Origin of the sequence: Collinsella sp. AF16-8 (assembly GCF_003462695.1) — a bacterium.
In the GTDB taxonomy this organism is placed as follows: domain Bacteria; phylum Actinomycetota; class Coriobacteriia; order Coriobacteriales; family Coriobacteriaceae; genus Collinsella.
The window spans coordinates 101,530-117,452 of the sequence record NZ_QRXX01000005.1; the positions used below are offsets into that span (position 1 = coordinate 101,530).

13 protein-coding genes are annotated in these 15,923 nt (G+C 61.3%); 2 read left to right on the forward strand and 11 right to left on the reverse strand.

Annotation, left to right across the window (positions count from 1 at the left end; genetic code table 11):
- Nucleotides 1-142 precede the first annotated feature (142 nt).
- The 4 genes from DWW73_RS05825 to purH form a co-directional block, all read right to left on the reverse strand.
- Nucleotides 143-1,186 (reverse strand): sensor histidine kinase, encoded by a 1,044-nt coding sequence (locus DWW73_RS05825; protein ID WP_117564916.1) that lies wholly within the window; start codon nt 1,184-1,186, stop codon nt 143-145.
- A 9-nt stretch (nt 1,187-1,195) separates the two neighbouring features.
- Entirely contained in the window at nt 1,196-1,867 is a 672-nt protein-coding gene (locus DWW73_RS05830) for a response regulator transcription factor (protein ID WP_117778996.1), read from the reverse strand.
- Between the two features lie 179 nt (nt 1,868-2,046).
- Nucleotides 2,047-2,778 (reverse strand): hypothetical protein, encoded by a 732-nt coding sequence (locus DWW73_RS05835; RefSeq protein ID WP_117759752.1) that lies wholly within the window; start codon nt 2,776-2,778, stop codon nt 2,047-2,049.
- Nucleotides 2,779-3,002: 224 nt separating this feature from the next.
- Complete coding sequence (purH, locus tag DWW73_RS05840) at nt 3,003-4,610, reverse strand: bifunctional phosphoribosylaminoimidazolecarboxamide formyltransferase/IMP cyclohydrolase (protein WP_117778997.1); 1,608 nt, start codon at nt 4,608-4,610, stop codon at nt 3,003-3,005.
- 265 nt (nt 4,611-4,875) lie between these two features.
- On the opposite strand from purH, the gene DWW73_RS05845 reads away from it, so the two are divergent.
- The gene (locus DWW73_RS05845; RefSeq protein WP_117640393.1) at nt 4,876-5,517 is read left to right on the forward strand and encodes a GNAT family N-acetyltransferase; all 642 of its coding nucleotides are present in this window, start codon (nt 4,876-4,878) and stop codon (nt 5,515-5,517) included.
- 452 nt (nt 5,518-5,969) lie between these two features.
- Here DWW73_RS05845 and DWW73_RS10145 read toward each other — a convergent pair whose 3' ends face one another.
- Nucleotides 5,970-7,916 carry a DUF2207 domain-containing protein gene (locus tag DWW73_RS10145; RefSeq protein ID WP_158563793.1) on the reverse strand — a complete coding sequence of 649 codons (1,947 nt, stop codon included), beginning with the start codon at nt 7,914-7,916 and terminating at the stop codon, nt 5,970-5,972.
- 624 nt (nt 7,917-8,540) lie between these two features.
- Here DWW73_RS10145 and gluQRS point away from each other — a divergent pair.
- Nucleotides 8,541-9,437 carry a tRNA glutamyl-Q(34) synthetase GluQRS gene (gene gluQRS, locus DWW73_RS05855; RefSeq protein WP_233509139.1) on the forward strand — a complete coding sequence of 299 codons (897 nt, stop codon included), beginning with the start codon at nt 8,541-8,543 and terminating at the stop codon, nt 9,435-9,437.
- Nucleotides 9,438-9,452: 15 nt separating this feature from the next.
- Here gluQRS and DWW73_RS05860 read toward each other — a convergent pair whose 3' ends face one another.
- The 6 genes from DWW73_RS05860 to DWW73_RS10150 all read right to left on the reverse strand — a co-directional run bounded on the left by DWW73_RS05860 (nt 9,453) and on the right by DWW73_RS10150 (nt 15,836).
- The gene (locus DWW73_RS05860; RefSeq protein ID WP_117778998.1) at nt 9,453-10,178 is read right to left on the reverse strand and encodes a metallophosphoesterase family protein; all 726 of its coding nucleotides are present in this window, start codon (nt 10,176-10,178) and stop codon (nt 9,453-9,455) included.
- Nucleotides 10,175-10,813, reverse strand: coding sequence for a metallophosphoesterase (locus DWW73_RS05865; RefSeq protein ID WP_117637087.1), 639 nt, complete (start codon nt 10,811-10,813; stop codon nt 10,175-10,177). Before DWW73_RS05865 ends, DWW73_RS05860 begins: the two co-directional genes overlap by 4 nt.
- 9 nt (nt 10,814-10,822) lie before the next feature.
- On the reverse strand, nt 10,823-11,578 hold the full coding sequence (locus DWW73_RS05870; RefSeq protein ID WP_089572443.1) for a metallophosphoesterase: 756 nt from the start codon (nt 11,576-11,578) through the stop codon (nt 10,823-10,825).
- Between the two features lie 128 nt (nt 11,579-11,706).
- Nucleotides 11,707-12,072 carry a hypothetical protein gene (locus DWW73_RS10065; RefSeq protein WP_117799814.1) on the reverse strand — a complete coding sequence of 122 codons (366 nt, stop codon included), beginning with the start codon at nt 12,070-12,072 and terminating at the stop codon, nt 11,707-11,709.
- A 96-nt stretch (nt 12,073-12,168) separates the two neighbouring features.
- Nucleotides 12,169-15,519: a CAP domain-containing protein gene (locus DWW73_RS05875; RefSeq protein WP_158551204.1), complete on the reverse strand. Its 3,351-nt coding sequence runs from the start codon at nt 15,517-15,519 to the stop codon at nt 12,169-12,171.
- Nucleotides 15,520-15,605: 86 nt separating this feature from the next.
- Nucleotides 15,606-15,836, reverse strand: a complete 231-nt coding sequence (locus DWW73_RS10150; RefSeq protein WP_117797533.1) for a hypothetical protein — start codon at nt 15,834-15,836, stop codon at nt 15,606-15,608.
- Nucleotides 15,837-15,923 lie beyond the last annotated feature (87 nt).

The window sequence follows — 15,923 nt, forward strand, 5'->3', positions numbered from 1 at the left end:
CGTTTTGTTTGGGCTGCACGTTTTTGTTTTGGGAGATCCATTTGAGCCTCATAGTTATGTTCACGTTCGGGAACATAACGCCAGTTGCCTTAGCTAAGTTCACGTTCGGGAACATAGCCGTCCGCAGCGCAAGACGGCCCGGCTACTCAAAGTATTGGAACTTGTTCGTCGAGAAGGCGAACGTTACGACAAAGCCTTCGCCGGAGTCGGATGCCGCCGTGACGTCGATGCCCATCTTGGAGCATAGGCGCGCCACCAGGTAGAGGCCGATGCCCGTTGCGCGCTTGGTGGTGCGGCCGTTGTCGCCGGTAAAGCCCTTCTCGAACACGCGTGGCAGGTCTGCCGCACACACGCCGCAGCCGTTGTCCGCAACGGTGAGCTCGATGCGCTCGCTCGCCAGGCCCTCGTCCAGTAACGCGCCCGAAAACACGATCTTCGCGCCGTCCTCGCGCGCATATTTAATGCTGTTCTGAATGAGCTGGCCCAGGATAAACTCGAGCCATTTTTCGTCGGTAAAGACCTCGAAGTCGAGGTTCTCGCACACCGGAGCCACGTGCGCCGCAATGAGCTCGCGCGCGTTGGCCTTAATCGCACCCGTCACCAAGGTCTTAAGGTCCCAGCGGCGAATCAGGTAGTCGCGCTCCACGACTTCCGAGCGCGCGTAGTACAGCGCCTGGTCGATATAGCGTTCCACGCGAGCCAACTCGCGACCCAGGTCATCGACACGTGTTGGGTCATCTGCGCCGCCGTCGAGGTTTTCCAGAATCAGGTGAGCCGCCGCCAGGGGCAGCTTGGCCTCGTGGACCCAGCTCTCGATATAGTCGCGATAGTCTTCGGTCTGACGCCGGCCCTCGGCAACCTCGTCGCAGGCGGCTTTGCCCACCCGGCACAGGACCTCGTACTCGAGCTCGCCCTCGGCATAGGTTGGGCATTGCACCATCTCCTGCACCCATGCGGGACTCTCGAGCTCCTCTGCCGCGCGCTCCAACTGACGCAGAAAACGGCGACGGCGAGCGTACTCGATCACGATGCCGAGCATACCGAAGATAAAGGACACGCCAACCGCCACGACCACGATAGAAACGGGTGCGCCGGCGACCGTCAGCACAAAGCAGCTCAGCAGCACGCCGCACGTCCACACGGCGACGGGAAGCAGTGCATCTTTAAAGAACTTGCCAAACGACATAGCCGGCCCCTAGACCGAATAGCCTTGGCCGCGATGCGTCGTCAAATACCCCTTGATGCCGATTTTTTCGAGCGTGGTACGCAGGCGGTTGATGTTGACGGTGAGCGTGTTGTCGTCCACGAAGGCATCGGAGTCCCATAGGTCTTGCATGATGGCCGAGCGCGAGACGATTTTGCCCGCGCGGCCCAGGAGCAGTGAGAGGATGCGCAGTTCGTTTTTGGTGAGCTCGGTACTGTCGCCGGTTGCCGTATTGGTGACCGTTGAGCGGGCAAGGTCGAGCTCCAACCCCTTGTGGACCATGGTGCTGCGCTCGCCTGCCGCCGTGGTGCGGCGCAGCAGCGCGTTGATGCGCGCCACGAGCACGCGTGCGCTGTAGGGCTTGGAGATAAAATCGTCCGCGCCGAGTGTCATGGCCATGACCTCGTCGATCTCGGTCGTGCGCGAGGTGAGGACGATGATGGGGACCTCGGATTCGCGGCGAACCTCGTGGCAGATATGCTGGCCGTCCTTGACGGGAAGCGTGAGGTCGAGCAGCACCAGGTCGGGCGCGGCGGCGAGAATATCGCGCGAGACATGCTCGAACGATTCGCAGGCCTCGACCTCAAAACCGGCACGGGCAAGGATGTCGACAAGCTCACGACGAATGGGCTCGTCGTCCTCAACGATATAGATTAGCGCCATGGATTCCGCTCCCCTCTTGGTTGTCTTGCCACCATTATGGCTGCGAAACTGCAGGTGCGCGCCACGCACGTCGCCAAGGTGACAGAACTGTTCGCGAGCGGGGGCGTTTTGTCCGCCTCGCACTCGCAGCGGTGGCGGGAACCAAAATGATTCTTTAATCCCCGTCCCAGAATAATCATTTAGCGGCGGGCGCGAAGCTTTTCGTAGCCGTCGGCAAAGAAGGCGACCGTCGCGGCATCAGACTCGGCGGCGTCGGCGTCGGTGGCAGGCACCACGCCGTGCTCGTCGCTTACCAGGAACAAGGCGCCCTTGAGCTGTGCGGGAATGTCTACGCGCGTGACCGGGATGCCCTTGGTCTGGGCCAGCTGCTCTATGAGCGTCGCCGTGCCACACAGGCACTCGTCCGCCGGCGCCACAAAGGCCAGCTCGCCGTTGTTGACGGCAGCGAGCAGCTCGGGCGCCACGCCGGTTTCGTCGGCCTCGGAGCGGGCCTCGGCGGAGCGGGCACGCAGCGCCTTGGCCGAAGTATCGGCCAGCGGCTCGTACTCACCCACCGTCATGGCGGCATTGCCGTTAACGTCGATCACCAGCATGAGCACGCCGTCGTGCGCGGTGTAATCGCCCTCGGCAAGCGACCACTCAACGTGCTGCTTGGCCCAGCTGAGCATGTTATGGGTAAGCGGCTCGCCCTGCACCAAGCGCTCGGACAGCGCGCGAATGTGACGGTTGAGCATGGGCACCTTTTTGTTGGACATGCGCCAACGGCAGATAAGCGCGGGCTTGTCGAGCGTAAACTTCTCGACCGCCTCCTGATTGGCGCAAAAGTCCTCGTACGCACGCTGGTCCTCGGCATTGCCAAACAGCTCTGCATCATCAATCTGGGGCATGGTCATACCTTTCGTGTTAGTCATTCCGTCCTCTTATACCAAAAAGACGGCCCTCCAAACGGAGCGACCGTCTTTTGCAGAGATTATTTTGACGATATGGTCAGGCGACCGGTCAGTTTTATGGGATAGAGCAACATCCCATAAAGGGGTTTTCCAAGTGCCCGAGATTGCCCCGAAAGAGGAGCGCCGCGTACTAAATGTACGCAAGCGACGGTTTGAGGGGCAAGGTCGGGTGCTTGGGAAAGCCTCTAGTGCCTAAAATGCCTGGCTCCGGTGAAGACCATCGCAATACCATGCTCGTTGCAGGCCTGGATGCTCTCGTCGTCGCGCTTGGAGCCGCCGGGCTGAATGATGCAGGTCACGCCGTGCGCGGCAAGCACGTCGACGTTGTCGCGGAACGGGAAGAACGCGTCGCTTGCACAGGCAAAGCCGCCCTTCTCCACGCCCTCGCGCTCGCAGAAGTCCTCAGCACGCTCGCAGGCCAGCAACGCGGAATCCACGCGGTTGGGCTGACCGGGGCCCATGCCAATGCCGGCCTTGCCCTTGGAGACCAGGATGGCATTGGACTTGACGCCCTTACAGACCTTCCAGGCAAACTCGAGCTCGGCCATCTCGGCGTCGGTGGGCTTGCGGTCGGTGGGGAACGTAAAGGTCGCGGGATCCTCGGTCACGTGGTCGACCTCCTGCACCAGCATGCCGCCGTCGATGGAGCGCAGCTCCACTTGGGCACCGTGGTCCACGCCGCCGGTAGCCAGCACGCGCAGGTTGGGGCGCTTGGCCATGCGCTCGAGCGCCTCATCGGTGTAGCTCGGGGCGATGATGACCTCGACGAACTGCTTGTTCTGGTCGGCGAAGTGCTCAACCAGCTCAAAGGGAACCTCGCGGTTGCAGGCGATGATGCCGCCGAAGGCGCTCTTGGGATCGCAGGCGAAAGCGCGGTCGTAGGCGGCCGTGATGTCCTCGGCAACGGCGGAACCGCAGGGGTTCTGATGCTTGAGGATCACGCAGGCCGGCTCGTCGAACTCGCGGACCAGGTTCCAAGCGGCGTCGGCATCCAGATAGTTGTTGTAGCTGAGCGGCTTGCCCTGGATCTGCTCGGAGCCCACGAGCGGGAACTGCGAGCTCGCGGTGTTCTCGCAGCCCTCGGCAAAACGATAGACCGTGGCCTTCTGCTGTGGGTTCTCGCCATAGCGCAGGTCGTCGACCTTTTCCAGCGAAATCTCGAGCTTGGCAGAGGTGTCCGCCACGTCGCTTGCCTGGGCGGCAAGCCAACGGGAGATAGCCGTATCGTAGGCGGCGGTAGTCTGGTAGACCTTCACCTGCAGGCGACGACGGGTGGCAAGCGTGGTGCAGCCGCCGGTCTCGCGCATCTCGGCAAGGACAGCGTCGTAGTCGGCCGGGTCAGAGATGACGGTAACGCTCGCAGCGTTCTTAGCGGCGGAGCGCAGCATGGAGGGACCGCCAATGTCGATGTGCTCGATGGCGTCCGCAAAGGTGACCTCGGGGTTGGCGACGGTCTTCTCGAACTCGTACAGGTTGACGACGACCAAGTCGATCAGCTTAATGCCGTGCTGAGCGGCCTCCTGCATGTGCTGCTCGGAATCGCGGCGGGCCAGCAGCGCGCCGTGAACCTTGGGGTGCAGGGTCTTAACGCGGCCGTCCATCATCTCGGGATAGCCCGTGAACTCCTCGATGGGGGTTACGGGAACGCCCGCGTCCTCGATGGCACGAGCCGTGCCGCCCGTAGAGATGATCTCGACGCCAAAGTCATCGACCAGCGTCCGTGCGAAATCGACGACACCCGTTTTATCGGTAACCGAGATCAACGCGCGTGCGATCTTCACATCAGATCCCATGCAGTCCTCCTGTCTGGTACGCCGCCGTGCTCTGTGAGTCGGTGATACGTCGATCTGCAGCGCTCGCGCAGCGGCATTGAAAATACTGATTCAATGTAGCGCATCGAGCGCATCGATGCACCCCGCAACGAGCGCATGTGCAGAAAAAGTTTGCGAGCGGAGGGGATGGGCACGGTGAGTTCATGAAACACAGGGGCACCATAATTAGATGCCAATAGCGTGGTAGAACTGTGCTCGATATGCATCCGCAAAAGAAAGAGGCACCATGGTCTCGCGGGTTCTCTACCGACCGTTTGATACCGAAGACTTCGACGCCATCGCGCTGATTCTGCAGCAGCTTTGGCATAACAATTCGGATAACGATGAGTACAACCGCCTTGAGGCCGCGTGCGACCTCGCCTATTGCCTTTCGTCATCGACGTTTTCGCAGGTTGCCGTAATCGACGGTCAGGCGCGTGGCATTTCGCTCGCGCGTGCGGGACAGAGCTCCGGCGCCACCGTTAAGGAACATTGGATGGATACCGAACGCGCGCTGCTATCGCAGATGCGTGAGCTGGAGCCTGATGCCTGCGCCGAGTATCTCTCGTTTGTGCGTGCAACCATCCGAACCAACAACCGCCTGCTCGAGAGCAGCCCGTTGCCGCACGACAACGAAGTCACGCTGCTCGCCGTCGATCCCGATGTCCACGGCCTGGGTGTAGGCTCAGTGTTGCTCGATGCCGCGGTCTCGTACCTGTCCTCGCGCGGGGCGACAAGGGCGCACCTGTACACCGACTCCAACTGCTCGTGGAAGTTCTACGAGTTGCACGGCTTTAAGCGCACGGCCACGCACCGCGCCAACCGCGAAGAGCGTCGTCACGACATGCCGCGCGAAAGCTTTCTCTACGAACTCGACCTAACAGCCTAGCCCAAGCAGCCACACCTAGTCATTTAAGAACGTCCCCAATGACTGATCCCCAACAACTAGTCATTTAAGTCTGTCCCCAATGAGTGGCCTAGGGGGTTTGTAGATAGCCGTGGTCAAAATACATCAAATATGAGTACTGTTACCTTTTTAGTAGCAGCGATTCGGGGCATTTTTGATGCTTATAGGCATGACGACCAGCTGCACGAGCTGACGTAACTCCCCAAATGTTCAATAAAATGGGCTCCTAACGAGGAGTACTCTCATTAGGAGCCCATTATTATGTGCAAACATATGTGACCAACGCAGCAACAGTACTCATATTTGGTATTTTTTGTCCACTGCCCCTTGTGCGAAGGTCCTCAGCGGAAAGTTTGACCCGTTTCGATGCACAAAAATGGGATGAATCTTCCCTGGCAACCGCCCAGAAAGATCCACCCCAAAGCAAGCGCTCGCTAGAACGTTCCGCCGCCGCCTCCGCCGACGCCGCCACCGCCGCCACCGGAAAAGCCGCCGCCGCTGCCGCCGCTCGAACTATCGGAACTCGAAGCCAGCTCGTGGATGGTCTCGTGGTACACATCGTTGAACGAATCGAGCGGGGACTCGTTGCCGTAGTGATGGTAATACCACCAGTAGCAGGGGTAGTTGTCGTAGAAATCGTCGCTGTTGCGCAGGTCCGCAGGCACGGCCTCGGCCAGCTGTCGCAGCACTTCTTTCGAAACGCCCAGGGCAACGCCCATCACCAGCAGTTTGTTCCACAAGATCAGGTCGCTGGGGACGGCCTCCTTCAGACGCGTAAAGTCCTCGAGCCAATGCTTGAGCGCCTTGCAGCGAGCCGCCACCTCGGCGCCCTCCGGCGTGTAGCGGCGGAAGGTGCAGCTCAGGACAAAGCCCACGATCGTGACGGGGATCGAGATCATAGCGGCACCGACGTTGGCGTCCGCAAAGTCGGTATAGATCAGAGAGCCCAGAATGCCAAAGACGATGATGATGCCGAGAACCAAGCCGGCAACCAGGGCGATGGTGCCGTCCGAGGCGATAAGCTCGCGCGTCTCCAGCTTGCCCTTAACCGTGCTTTGATAGTCCTCGAGCTTGTTGCCAACAGATTCAGTACGCTCGCTGGCATACTCCTCCAGCTCGCTAAACGTGCGTGAACGGACGCCGTCTTTATCGGGCTTAACGCCGGCGAAGAAGACCTTGAGCACATCGCGATCGATGCCGTCCTTCTTGGCAGCCTTCCAGGCCTCGTCGGTCACTGTGATGCGATACGTCTGCTCCTCTTTTTCGCGACGGAGCAGACCCTTCTTCTTGGTCTCGGTCGCTTCTTCCAGCTTGATCACGCGGTCGTCGGTGAGCTTCATAAGCGTGGCGATATATGCCTGATCGGGCACGTCGTTCCAGCTCATGAGGGCCGAAAGCACCGCGGGATGGTCGGCCGAGGGCACATCGCGGAAGTACTCGTCCTGAAAGAGCGGCTTGGGCTTGGGCCTGCGCAGCTTAAGCATCACGATCACACCGGTATAGGCAACCGCCACGGCAACACACACCACGGCAATCGCGCCGGCAACCGCACGCGCGTGCTCACGGCGAGCGTTGGCCTCGTCGGCCCATTCCTTCTCTTCGCTCAGGATCGTCGACATGCGCTTTTCGCCCGAGACGGCAAGCTGCGGCACCCAGTCGCTGGGGAAGGCGATGCGTGCCTCGGCGAATTCGCCCTCATGCACGCAGGGAATGGTATAGGTGACCATGGGCTCGTCCGCATCGAGCGACACGTCGCCCGTCAGTGGGCCGTGGCCCCATGCGCGGAAGTTATCGCCCTTGACGGCAGCCGTCCCGGCAGCGGCATTTGCAAAGTAGACTTCCATCTCGACGTCATCGGAGTCCGCAGACCAGCCGTCACCCACAAATTTCCAGTAGAGCTCGGCGGTATCGGCCCAGTTCATAACCGCACCGGTCATGGAATAACTCACGTAGTAGATTGCGCTGTCGCCGCTCTCGTGAGGGCTGAACACCTTAATCTTTACGCCGTCGTCGGACTGCTCAACCGTATAGACGCCGCTGTCGCCTTTGTTTGCATAGTCGACCCTGCTAAACGCGGCATCGTCTTCCTCAACGCTCAGTACATCGACGCCCGCCGTGCCGCCCTGCTGGTTGGTGCCCGTATTGATATCCCAATACACGCCGTTGATATCGTCGTCGAAATCAAACTGGCGTCCCTCGACAACGGTCAGCGACCCATCGGCCTCGACCGTGGCACCGATATAGGTTTGGGTCATGGAGTAGCCGTCGGCGTGGGCGGCGACAGGCAGCAGCAGCAACGCAAGCGCGACAAACGCGCAGACGGAAACGAATCGCGCAAACAAGCGGCGCTGCCGGCAGGCATTGGCAACGGGGGCGTTCATAGGCACATCCTTTGTCTGTAAAACCAACATCGCCATTGTCCCACGTTTGCGGGCGCACGGGACGAATATCTCGGCAACCGGAGCGTCAGACAGGACAAAAGTCACCTCCCCTGGCCCGGCACTTAGGGACGTTCCTTATCTGCCGGCAGTCGGGGACACTCCTTGGCAGGGCCCGCGCCAGCAGCAGATACCACTTCACAGCTCCGTCACAGGTGTAGCGGCTTTGTGTTGCCGCTAAATACGCTGATTGAGCCTGCGGGCGAAGGGCATAAAGCAGTTGAGCGAAAACGGTTGCCCCTTTCCCGTTCGCTCGAGGATCATGTCCCCCTTTTCCGCGGAAACCCCGGCAGTTGCGAAGAGCTGCCGGGGTTTCTGTCGTGTATAAGGCCGAGTCGGTGTGCAGCGGTCAAGGCATTGAGTCGCAGACCCACCGCGCACAATGCGCAGCGTCGCCAACTTGCGAGCCACAGCAGCGCCTTCCCTACCGCGCCCCGCGCTATACTCATCCGCATGGATATCAAAGCACGCAACATATCAACGTCCGCCGCGGACGCACCAGCGACGCCGTTCGTCTCCGCTCCCACGCCCGTCGTGGGCCGCTTTGCCCCGTCGCCCTCGGGCCGCATGCACCTGGGCAACGTATTCAGCTGCCTGTGCGCGTGGCTTTCGGCCCGCAGCCAAGGCGGCCGCATCGTGCTGCGCATCGAGGACCTGGACGATCGCTGCAAGCGACCGGAGCTTGCCGCTCAACTGATTGACGACCTGGCCTGGCTGGGGCTCGAATGGGACGAAGGCCCCTACTACCAGCACGATCGCCTCGACCTGTACGAAGCCGCCTTGCGCCGGCTGCAAGACGCCGGCCTCACCTATCCCTGCTTTTGCACGCGCGCCGAGCTCCACGCCGCGAGCGCGCCGCACGCCAGCGACGGCACGCCCATCTACCGCGGTGCCTGCCGAAACCTTTCGGCCGAGGAGGTCGCCCGCCGCAGTACCTTGCGCGCCCCGGCCACGCGCCTGCGCGTGCCCACCGTAGATGACCTCGCGGAAGACGTGATCGAATTCGTGGACCGCACGTACGGGGCCCAGTGCGAGGCGCTCGCCACCGAGTGCGGCGACTTTTTGGTGCGCCGCAGCGACGGCGTGTTTGCCTATCAGCTGGCCGTAGTGGTCGACGACGCCGCCATGGGCGTCACCGAGGTCGTGCGCGGATGCGACCTGCTGTGCTCCACGCCCCGCCAGATCTACCTGCAGCATCTGCTGGGACTGCCCACGCCGCGCTACGCGCACATTCCGCTGCTCATGTCGCCGGACGGCCGCCGCCTTTCCAAACGAGACCGCGATCTGGACCTGGGCGAACTCCGCGCCCGCTTTGGCACGCCCGAAGCGCTGCTGGGCTGGCTCGCCGGGCAAACGGGCATCGCGCCGGACACCACGCCGCGCTCTGCCGAGCGGCTGGTCGAGCACTTTAGCTGGGATGTTATCCGCAAGCACAGGGAGAACATCACCGTAACGGCTGAGTAATCAGGCACCCCACCCCTACGCAACATCCCAGGGCTGGAGTTCGTCGCCCAAGCGAACGATGCAGTCGTAGAGCACGGTATGACGCTCGGCCGGGTTGGCATCTCGATGAAAATGCCCGTAGTACCAGCGCCTGTAGTCCAAGCGGTCTTCCAGCTCATCGAAAAATGCCGTAAGCCGATCAACGGCAGGGCAATTCCAGCCGGGCCCCGGATAGAGCGTGGGCGAAAGCATGCGCGTGGAGCAGGTGTGGGTGATCACGTAGTCGACCTTCCAGCCCACGCCGTCGAGCTTTGTCCGTGCCTCCTCAAAGTTGCGCTCGTCCGGCAGCTCCTGCGGCCACCAGCTGGAATACGGAATGCGGTATTCCTTGTCCACGCTCGTGGCGCCGCCCATGGTAAAGACCGTTGAGCCGTCGAGCTCAAAAACCTCGCCGCGCGTCAGGCGCCGTATGGGCGAGGTGTCCGACAGACGCTGCGTCAACCCACCATGCCACAGCTCCATGGGGCGCTCCGCCCAATGGTCGTAGCGTTCGTGGTTGCCGTCGACGAACAGCACGGTATAGGGGCGCGACTCCAGCCAGGCGATATCGGCGCACTCCTCGGCAGAAAAATCCCAGGGAAAGCCAAAGTCGCCCGCGACAATCAGATAGTCGTCACTCGTCAGGCTATCCCCAAGCTCCCAGTCGCGCAGCTTTTGCATGTCAGCGCCGCCATGGACGTCGCCCGTCACATAGACCGTCATCGGATCACCACTTCCCTCTTATAGGTTTCGAGATCGCGCTCGACCTGCTCGTCGCCCGTGGCGTTGACCCACCACGGCCACTTAACGCAACACACCGGCTCGTCTACCTGTGCAAACCACGACTTGAGCTCCTCCAGGCTCACCGGGGCGTAGCCGTTGGCGTCCACGCCCACGTCGTAGCGCAGCAGCCCCTGCCGAAGGTTGAACTTGTTATACGCGTCGCCACAGCTGTGGATATGCCCGTGCAAATGCCAGCCGCCGTGCGACATACCCTGCCAGTCGACCATGGGATAGTGGCTCAGCACGATTTTCTGACGGTCGATCTTGAGCACGCAAATGGGCGGCTCGACGATAAAAGCATCCGCCACCGCAGGCTGCGTCCAGTCTTTATCGTGGTTGCCGGGCAGCAGATGGATGCGCTTGCATGCAATGCTTTTGCGCAGCTCGTAGGCATCTTGGACCGTCATCTTAAAGCTGAAGTCACCCAAAATGTAAAGCTCGTCATCCGCAGCGACCTTGCTATTAATGCTAGCGACCATGGCGTCGTTCATCTGCCCAACAGTCGACCAAGGCCTGTCGGCGAGCCGCAGCATGTTCTCGTGCCCAAAGTGGGTATCGCTGGTAAACCAGATCATGGGGACCTCCTAACGCTCTTGCTCAAAATAGTCACTCGCCGTCTCATCCTGCCCATCGGCACATCGCGCTTCGATCGGCACGATATCTTGGTAGATAAGGCGATGCTTGTCATCGCGCCATTCATCGTCATGGTAATGGCCAAAGAACCAGGTGCGGTAGTCGAGCCGCCCGTCGAGCTCGCCCAAAAAGGCCTGCAGCGAATCGTCGTAGAACTCGCGATTGCACTCCATGCACAGCTCGTCAGCCAAATCGACCGGCGCCTCGTGCGTCACAACATAGTCGACCTTCCAGCCCGCGCGATCGAGCGAGGCGCGACAGTGTTTGATCTCGCGCTCACTCGGCATCTCCTCGGGCCACCACGTCTTTCCCTCCTGACGCCACTGTTTGTCATGGCTCGCGGCGCCACCCATGGCGAGCACCGTGGTCCCCGTGATGTCGAACACCTCGCCGCGCATCAGGTGCAGCACGTGCGGGCGAACCTCGTGAACGAGGCCCCCGTTCCACTCACGCATTGGCAGCCCCGCCAGCAGATGATGGTTCTCGTGATTGCCGTCGACAAAACACGTGGTCCAGGGCTTGGACTCAAACCAGTCGAGCCAGTATTTGTCGGTGTTCGAGCCGCTCCATATAAAGCCAAAGTCGCCGGCAACGATGACAACGTCATCGCGCGTCAGCGTTCGACCCAATGGCCAAACGCGCGACGAGAAGCGACTCGCCCCATACTCGGCAACACCGTGAACGTCTCCGGTAACGAAAATAGACATCAAACAACACCTCCGTGCTGTGCGACTCTGGACAAATCAATGGAAGAAATTGCAGGCCGGGCCGGCATCTGTATCCCTTAGGGCTTACCCTTCGTTCTTCCATCCAAACGGATCAAACACCCAAAAAACTAGATCGAGCACACTGTTGGCGGGCAGCATGTTGGGCAGGGCGTCTTGCCTCGCTTGAGTGCAGCCGCTAATGGTACGCTTGTTTTAATGGCGTTTTGAGGAAGGCTTTTGCACCCCGTAGAACGGTGGTAAATCTTGCCGTTCTTAGTGACGATTACCTTGATTTTTGAGGTATCCACACTGCGGGGCTCGATGGGCGCAGCCACCTCTTGACGAGCTGGCGCTGTTTTCCAAGGCTTGCCTCTCGAAAAACCAAAATCGCAGAATCGATTGATATAGCTGTCGAAACATCCATCGAACAGCAACCCCGTTGCCAGACCCGCCATGAATCCGCAGGCGATCGCGGCCTCTCCTCTTATTTGCATATATCCCTCCTTAATCAATCTTGAAGAAAAAGGCGGCGCGCGCCGCAGAGCCCATGCCCCTGCGGTGCGCGCCAAAAACAGCGCGCTTCCCTGTCCCTAACGGATCAGCTGGCGGCGCTTATCGGACAGGAATACGCCGGCGGCCACCAGGACCGTGCCGCCGATCACGAAGGTCTCACCCAGCAGCTCGGACGCATCGCCCGTGGCGGGCATCGCCGTCTGCCAAGTCGTGGCCTCGGTCTTTGCCTCCGCATGCTTGGCCTGGTACGTCACTTGCGTGACGGGCTGGGTCTGCTCGCCGTTTCCGCGGTCGGCGGCCTCTTGGCGAGCGATCTCGGCGTTAAGCTCGGCAATAGCCTGGTCGAGCTCGACCTTGGCGGCGGTGTAGTTGGCGAGCGCCTCCAAGTATGCCGGCGCCACGGCATCCGTCGCAGCCACGGCGTCATCGAGTTCGGCCTTGGCGGTCGCGGCACGCTCGGCGGCATCGTGGGCCGCAGCGATCTTGGCGTTAAGTACCTCGTCCGCATCGTCAGTGCTGCCGTTGACAATGGCTTCGGCAATATTGATTCTGCGCAGGCGGGCAACCGCGGCGGCAGAGGCGTCGCGCGCGACAGTCGCATCCACCACGGCATCGTCAGCCTCCACCACGTCATACTCGGCATCGCTCACGGCCATCGCCGCTGCATCGAGCGCGGCATCGGCAGTCGCTTTGTCCCCAGTGGCCTTGGCAAGTGCTGCGGCGGCATTCTTAAGCTGAGAGGCGCGGGCGGCAGCTGCATCAGATTTTGCCTGAGCCGTTGCCACGACGGCGTCGGCATCGCTTGCAGCCCGCTGCGCCATATCGAGCTCCACCTGAGTGGCAGCAGCATCGATGCCTGCCTGATCGGCATCGCCTTGGGTGGCAAGAAGTTCGGCCTCCGCCTCGCGCTGATTGGCACGCGCGCTTTCGAGTGCAGACGACGCCGCATCAAACGCACGCTGAGCAGCGGCGATATCGGCTGAGTACGCCGCTAGCTCATCCTGGGCCGCGGCAAGTGCATCCCGTTTGTCGCCAACACCGGCACGAGCGGCGTCCAGTGCGCGCTTGGCAGCAGCCACCTTGCCCTTGGCAATGTCGAGCTCGCCAGACTTGGCGGCCACGGCGTCCTGCGCTGCCGCAACAGCGGCGTTGGCAGCGCTCAAATCGGCGCGGGCATCGCTGACGGCACGCGCGGCGGCGTCAGCTGCAGCCTGCTTTTGCGCCACGGCAGCCTGGGCCTCCGAGGCCTTGGTTGCCGCGACATCAACGTTAGCGGCAGCGCGCTCAACCTGGGTTTGCTTTGCTGCAACGGCCTGCGATGCTGCACTCACCTTGCTGCCGGCATCGTCGGCAACGCCCTGCGCCACAGCAAGCTCCTTGCGTGCCGCATCCACGCCCTGCTCGGGATTTGCCAACGAGTCACACCACGCATTCAACGCAGCCTCATACTCTGCAACCGTCATCGGATTGAGGTTATACGGCTTATACCATTGACCAGAATATACAAATGTTTGCGCCTGTGTACTCCCGTACAGCGTCCCTCGCGTGCAAACGCCCATGCCCGTCACGGTGTAATCGGGGTTGATCACGTTGATGTAATGTCCGACCGAAGGGTTAGGTCCACCGTGCAGTGCGGCGTAGTTATCAATCTGGGAGCTATGCGCTGTATAGAAATCGTAAGCGGCCTTTCCCGTAAGGCCCGACGCGCCCAGCGAGGCGGCGGCAGCATCAAAGATGGCCTTCTCCTGATCGACCCACTGCTTAAACGGATTGCTTCCGTAGTTCCACGCCACATTCTCGCCCACGTTAAACTGCTGAGCGTGCGCGACCTTCGTATCGGAGAAGTTCGCGTCGGCGATGGCGGTCGCCATCATGGCATATGTCACCTTGAGCTCGCCTAGGCCAACGCTTGCGCGATACTCGTTGCACGCTTTGAGCCACACAACCGCCTGCTTCATATTGGTCAGGCTCGTCGCGTCGACTTCCTCGCCCACCTTGTTGTAGCCAGCGAGTTTGCAGTTGAGGATGATATCCGCCGCATCGTCGGCACCCACACTCTTAAAGAATGCGATGGCACCCTGGCGGTAGTTCTCCGCCGATGCATTCGCCGTTGCCTGAGCGGCATCGAGCTTTGCCTGGGCCTGAGCCACAGCCTGGTCGGCCTGCTGCTTTTGGGCCTTCGCCTGATCGAGCGCCTTGTCGGCAGCGTCTTTCTCGTCCTTGGCCGCCGAAAGCTTGGCCTGGGCATCGGCCAGCTCCGTGAGCGCACTGGCATGATCGGTCTTGGCCTGGTCAAGAGCGGCGTCGGCAGCGGTCTTGGCAGCAGCGGCGGCATCCAGCTTTGACTGGGCATCGGCAGCGGCCTGCTGCTGATCGGCAACTGCCTGCTGAGCAGTCTGAACCTCGCCCTCGGCGGCGGCAACGTCCTGCTCAGCGGCAGCAAGCTCGCTCTCGCACTTCGACTGCGCGGCCTTGGCGGCCGTCAGCGCTTCGGACGCAGCAGCCACCTTTGCCTTGGCGGCCTCGTACTCCGGGCCCGCGGCGCCCTGCTCGGCTCGATCCAGATCGGCCTTGGCCGCGTCATAGCTCGTCTGCGCGGCATCCACGTCCGCATCTGCCGCGGCCTTTGCCTGCTGAGCTGCCGAAAGCTTGCCCTGCGCGTCCTGCTGCTTGGCAGCGGCGGCAGTGGCAGCGTCTTGAGCATCCGAGAGCTTGGCCTGCGCATCAACGACCTGCTGCTTCGCCTGTTCCAGGTCACTCGCAGCCTGCCCTGCGGCAGCCTGGGCGGCAGCTACAGCCTCGGGCGTAGCATCGGATGCAGCAGCCTGTGCGGCCTCAAGCGCAGACTGGGCATCACGGGATGCCCTCTGGGCAGCAGTCAGGGCTTCATCCTTGTCCGCCAGCTCCTTCTTGGCAGCATCGAGCGCAGCCTGAGCGTCCTCAAACGCCTTGACATCCTGATCGGCCTTGTCCTGCGCAGCGCCCAGCTGCTTTTCCAGCTCGGCCGAAGCAGCGGAGGCCGCGCTATCGCTCGCACCGCGGGCCGCGTCATAGGCGCCCCGCGCCTGCTGCTGGTTGACGGCGGCAGCATCGTAGGGAGCGGCAGCCGCTTCCAGATCGGCCTTGGCGGTAGCAGCTTTAGCGCGCGCCGCATCAACTGCAGCCTGCAGGTCGGCGACCTTTTGCGCTGCAGACACGGCACCCGCGCCAGTACCGGCGGCCGCAGTACTCGTCAGCGGCGACATCACCGCAGCCGTTGCACCCGTGGCGCCAACGCCATCCGCATCCTGTGCCACCGCGACCAGGGGCGACAGCATCGAGCCGCCCGTCATGGCAATCGTCGCCGCAGCAACCGTCACCACGCGTCCAGCCGCCTTGGCCTTACCCAAAGCCTTGCCGTCCATGTCCTTGTTCATATTCTTGCTCATTGTCGATTCCTTCCCACGGTGAGCCGTTGTTTGACACAGATAGTCGATCCAACTTGCCCCATTAAAAAGAGGTGATAACGGGGTAATTAAATTGAGCGATTTGAATCGCGGCGAACCTGGCATTCGCAAAAGCCAAACTCATAGTTCCGCTCGCGCTCAATCTCATCCAAATACTCGAGATCTTCGCCACTTGGCGCCTCTTCACCTAGGCATACAGGCCAGTTCTCTGTGCGAGAACGGTCAGTACGGCCATAAATGGTCTCGAGATTAATGAAATCGATATTGCCGTTGTTAAAGGAGAAATTGCTGGTGCTCATGCTCAAATCCCGTCCACATAAACTCAAATTGCTGTGCTTGGCCTCTTTTAGAGACCCCATCTCATACGCTATGACTGTAGTATATGC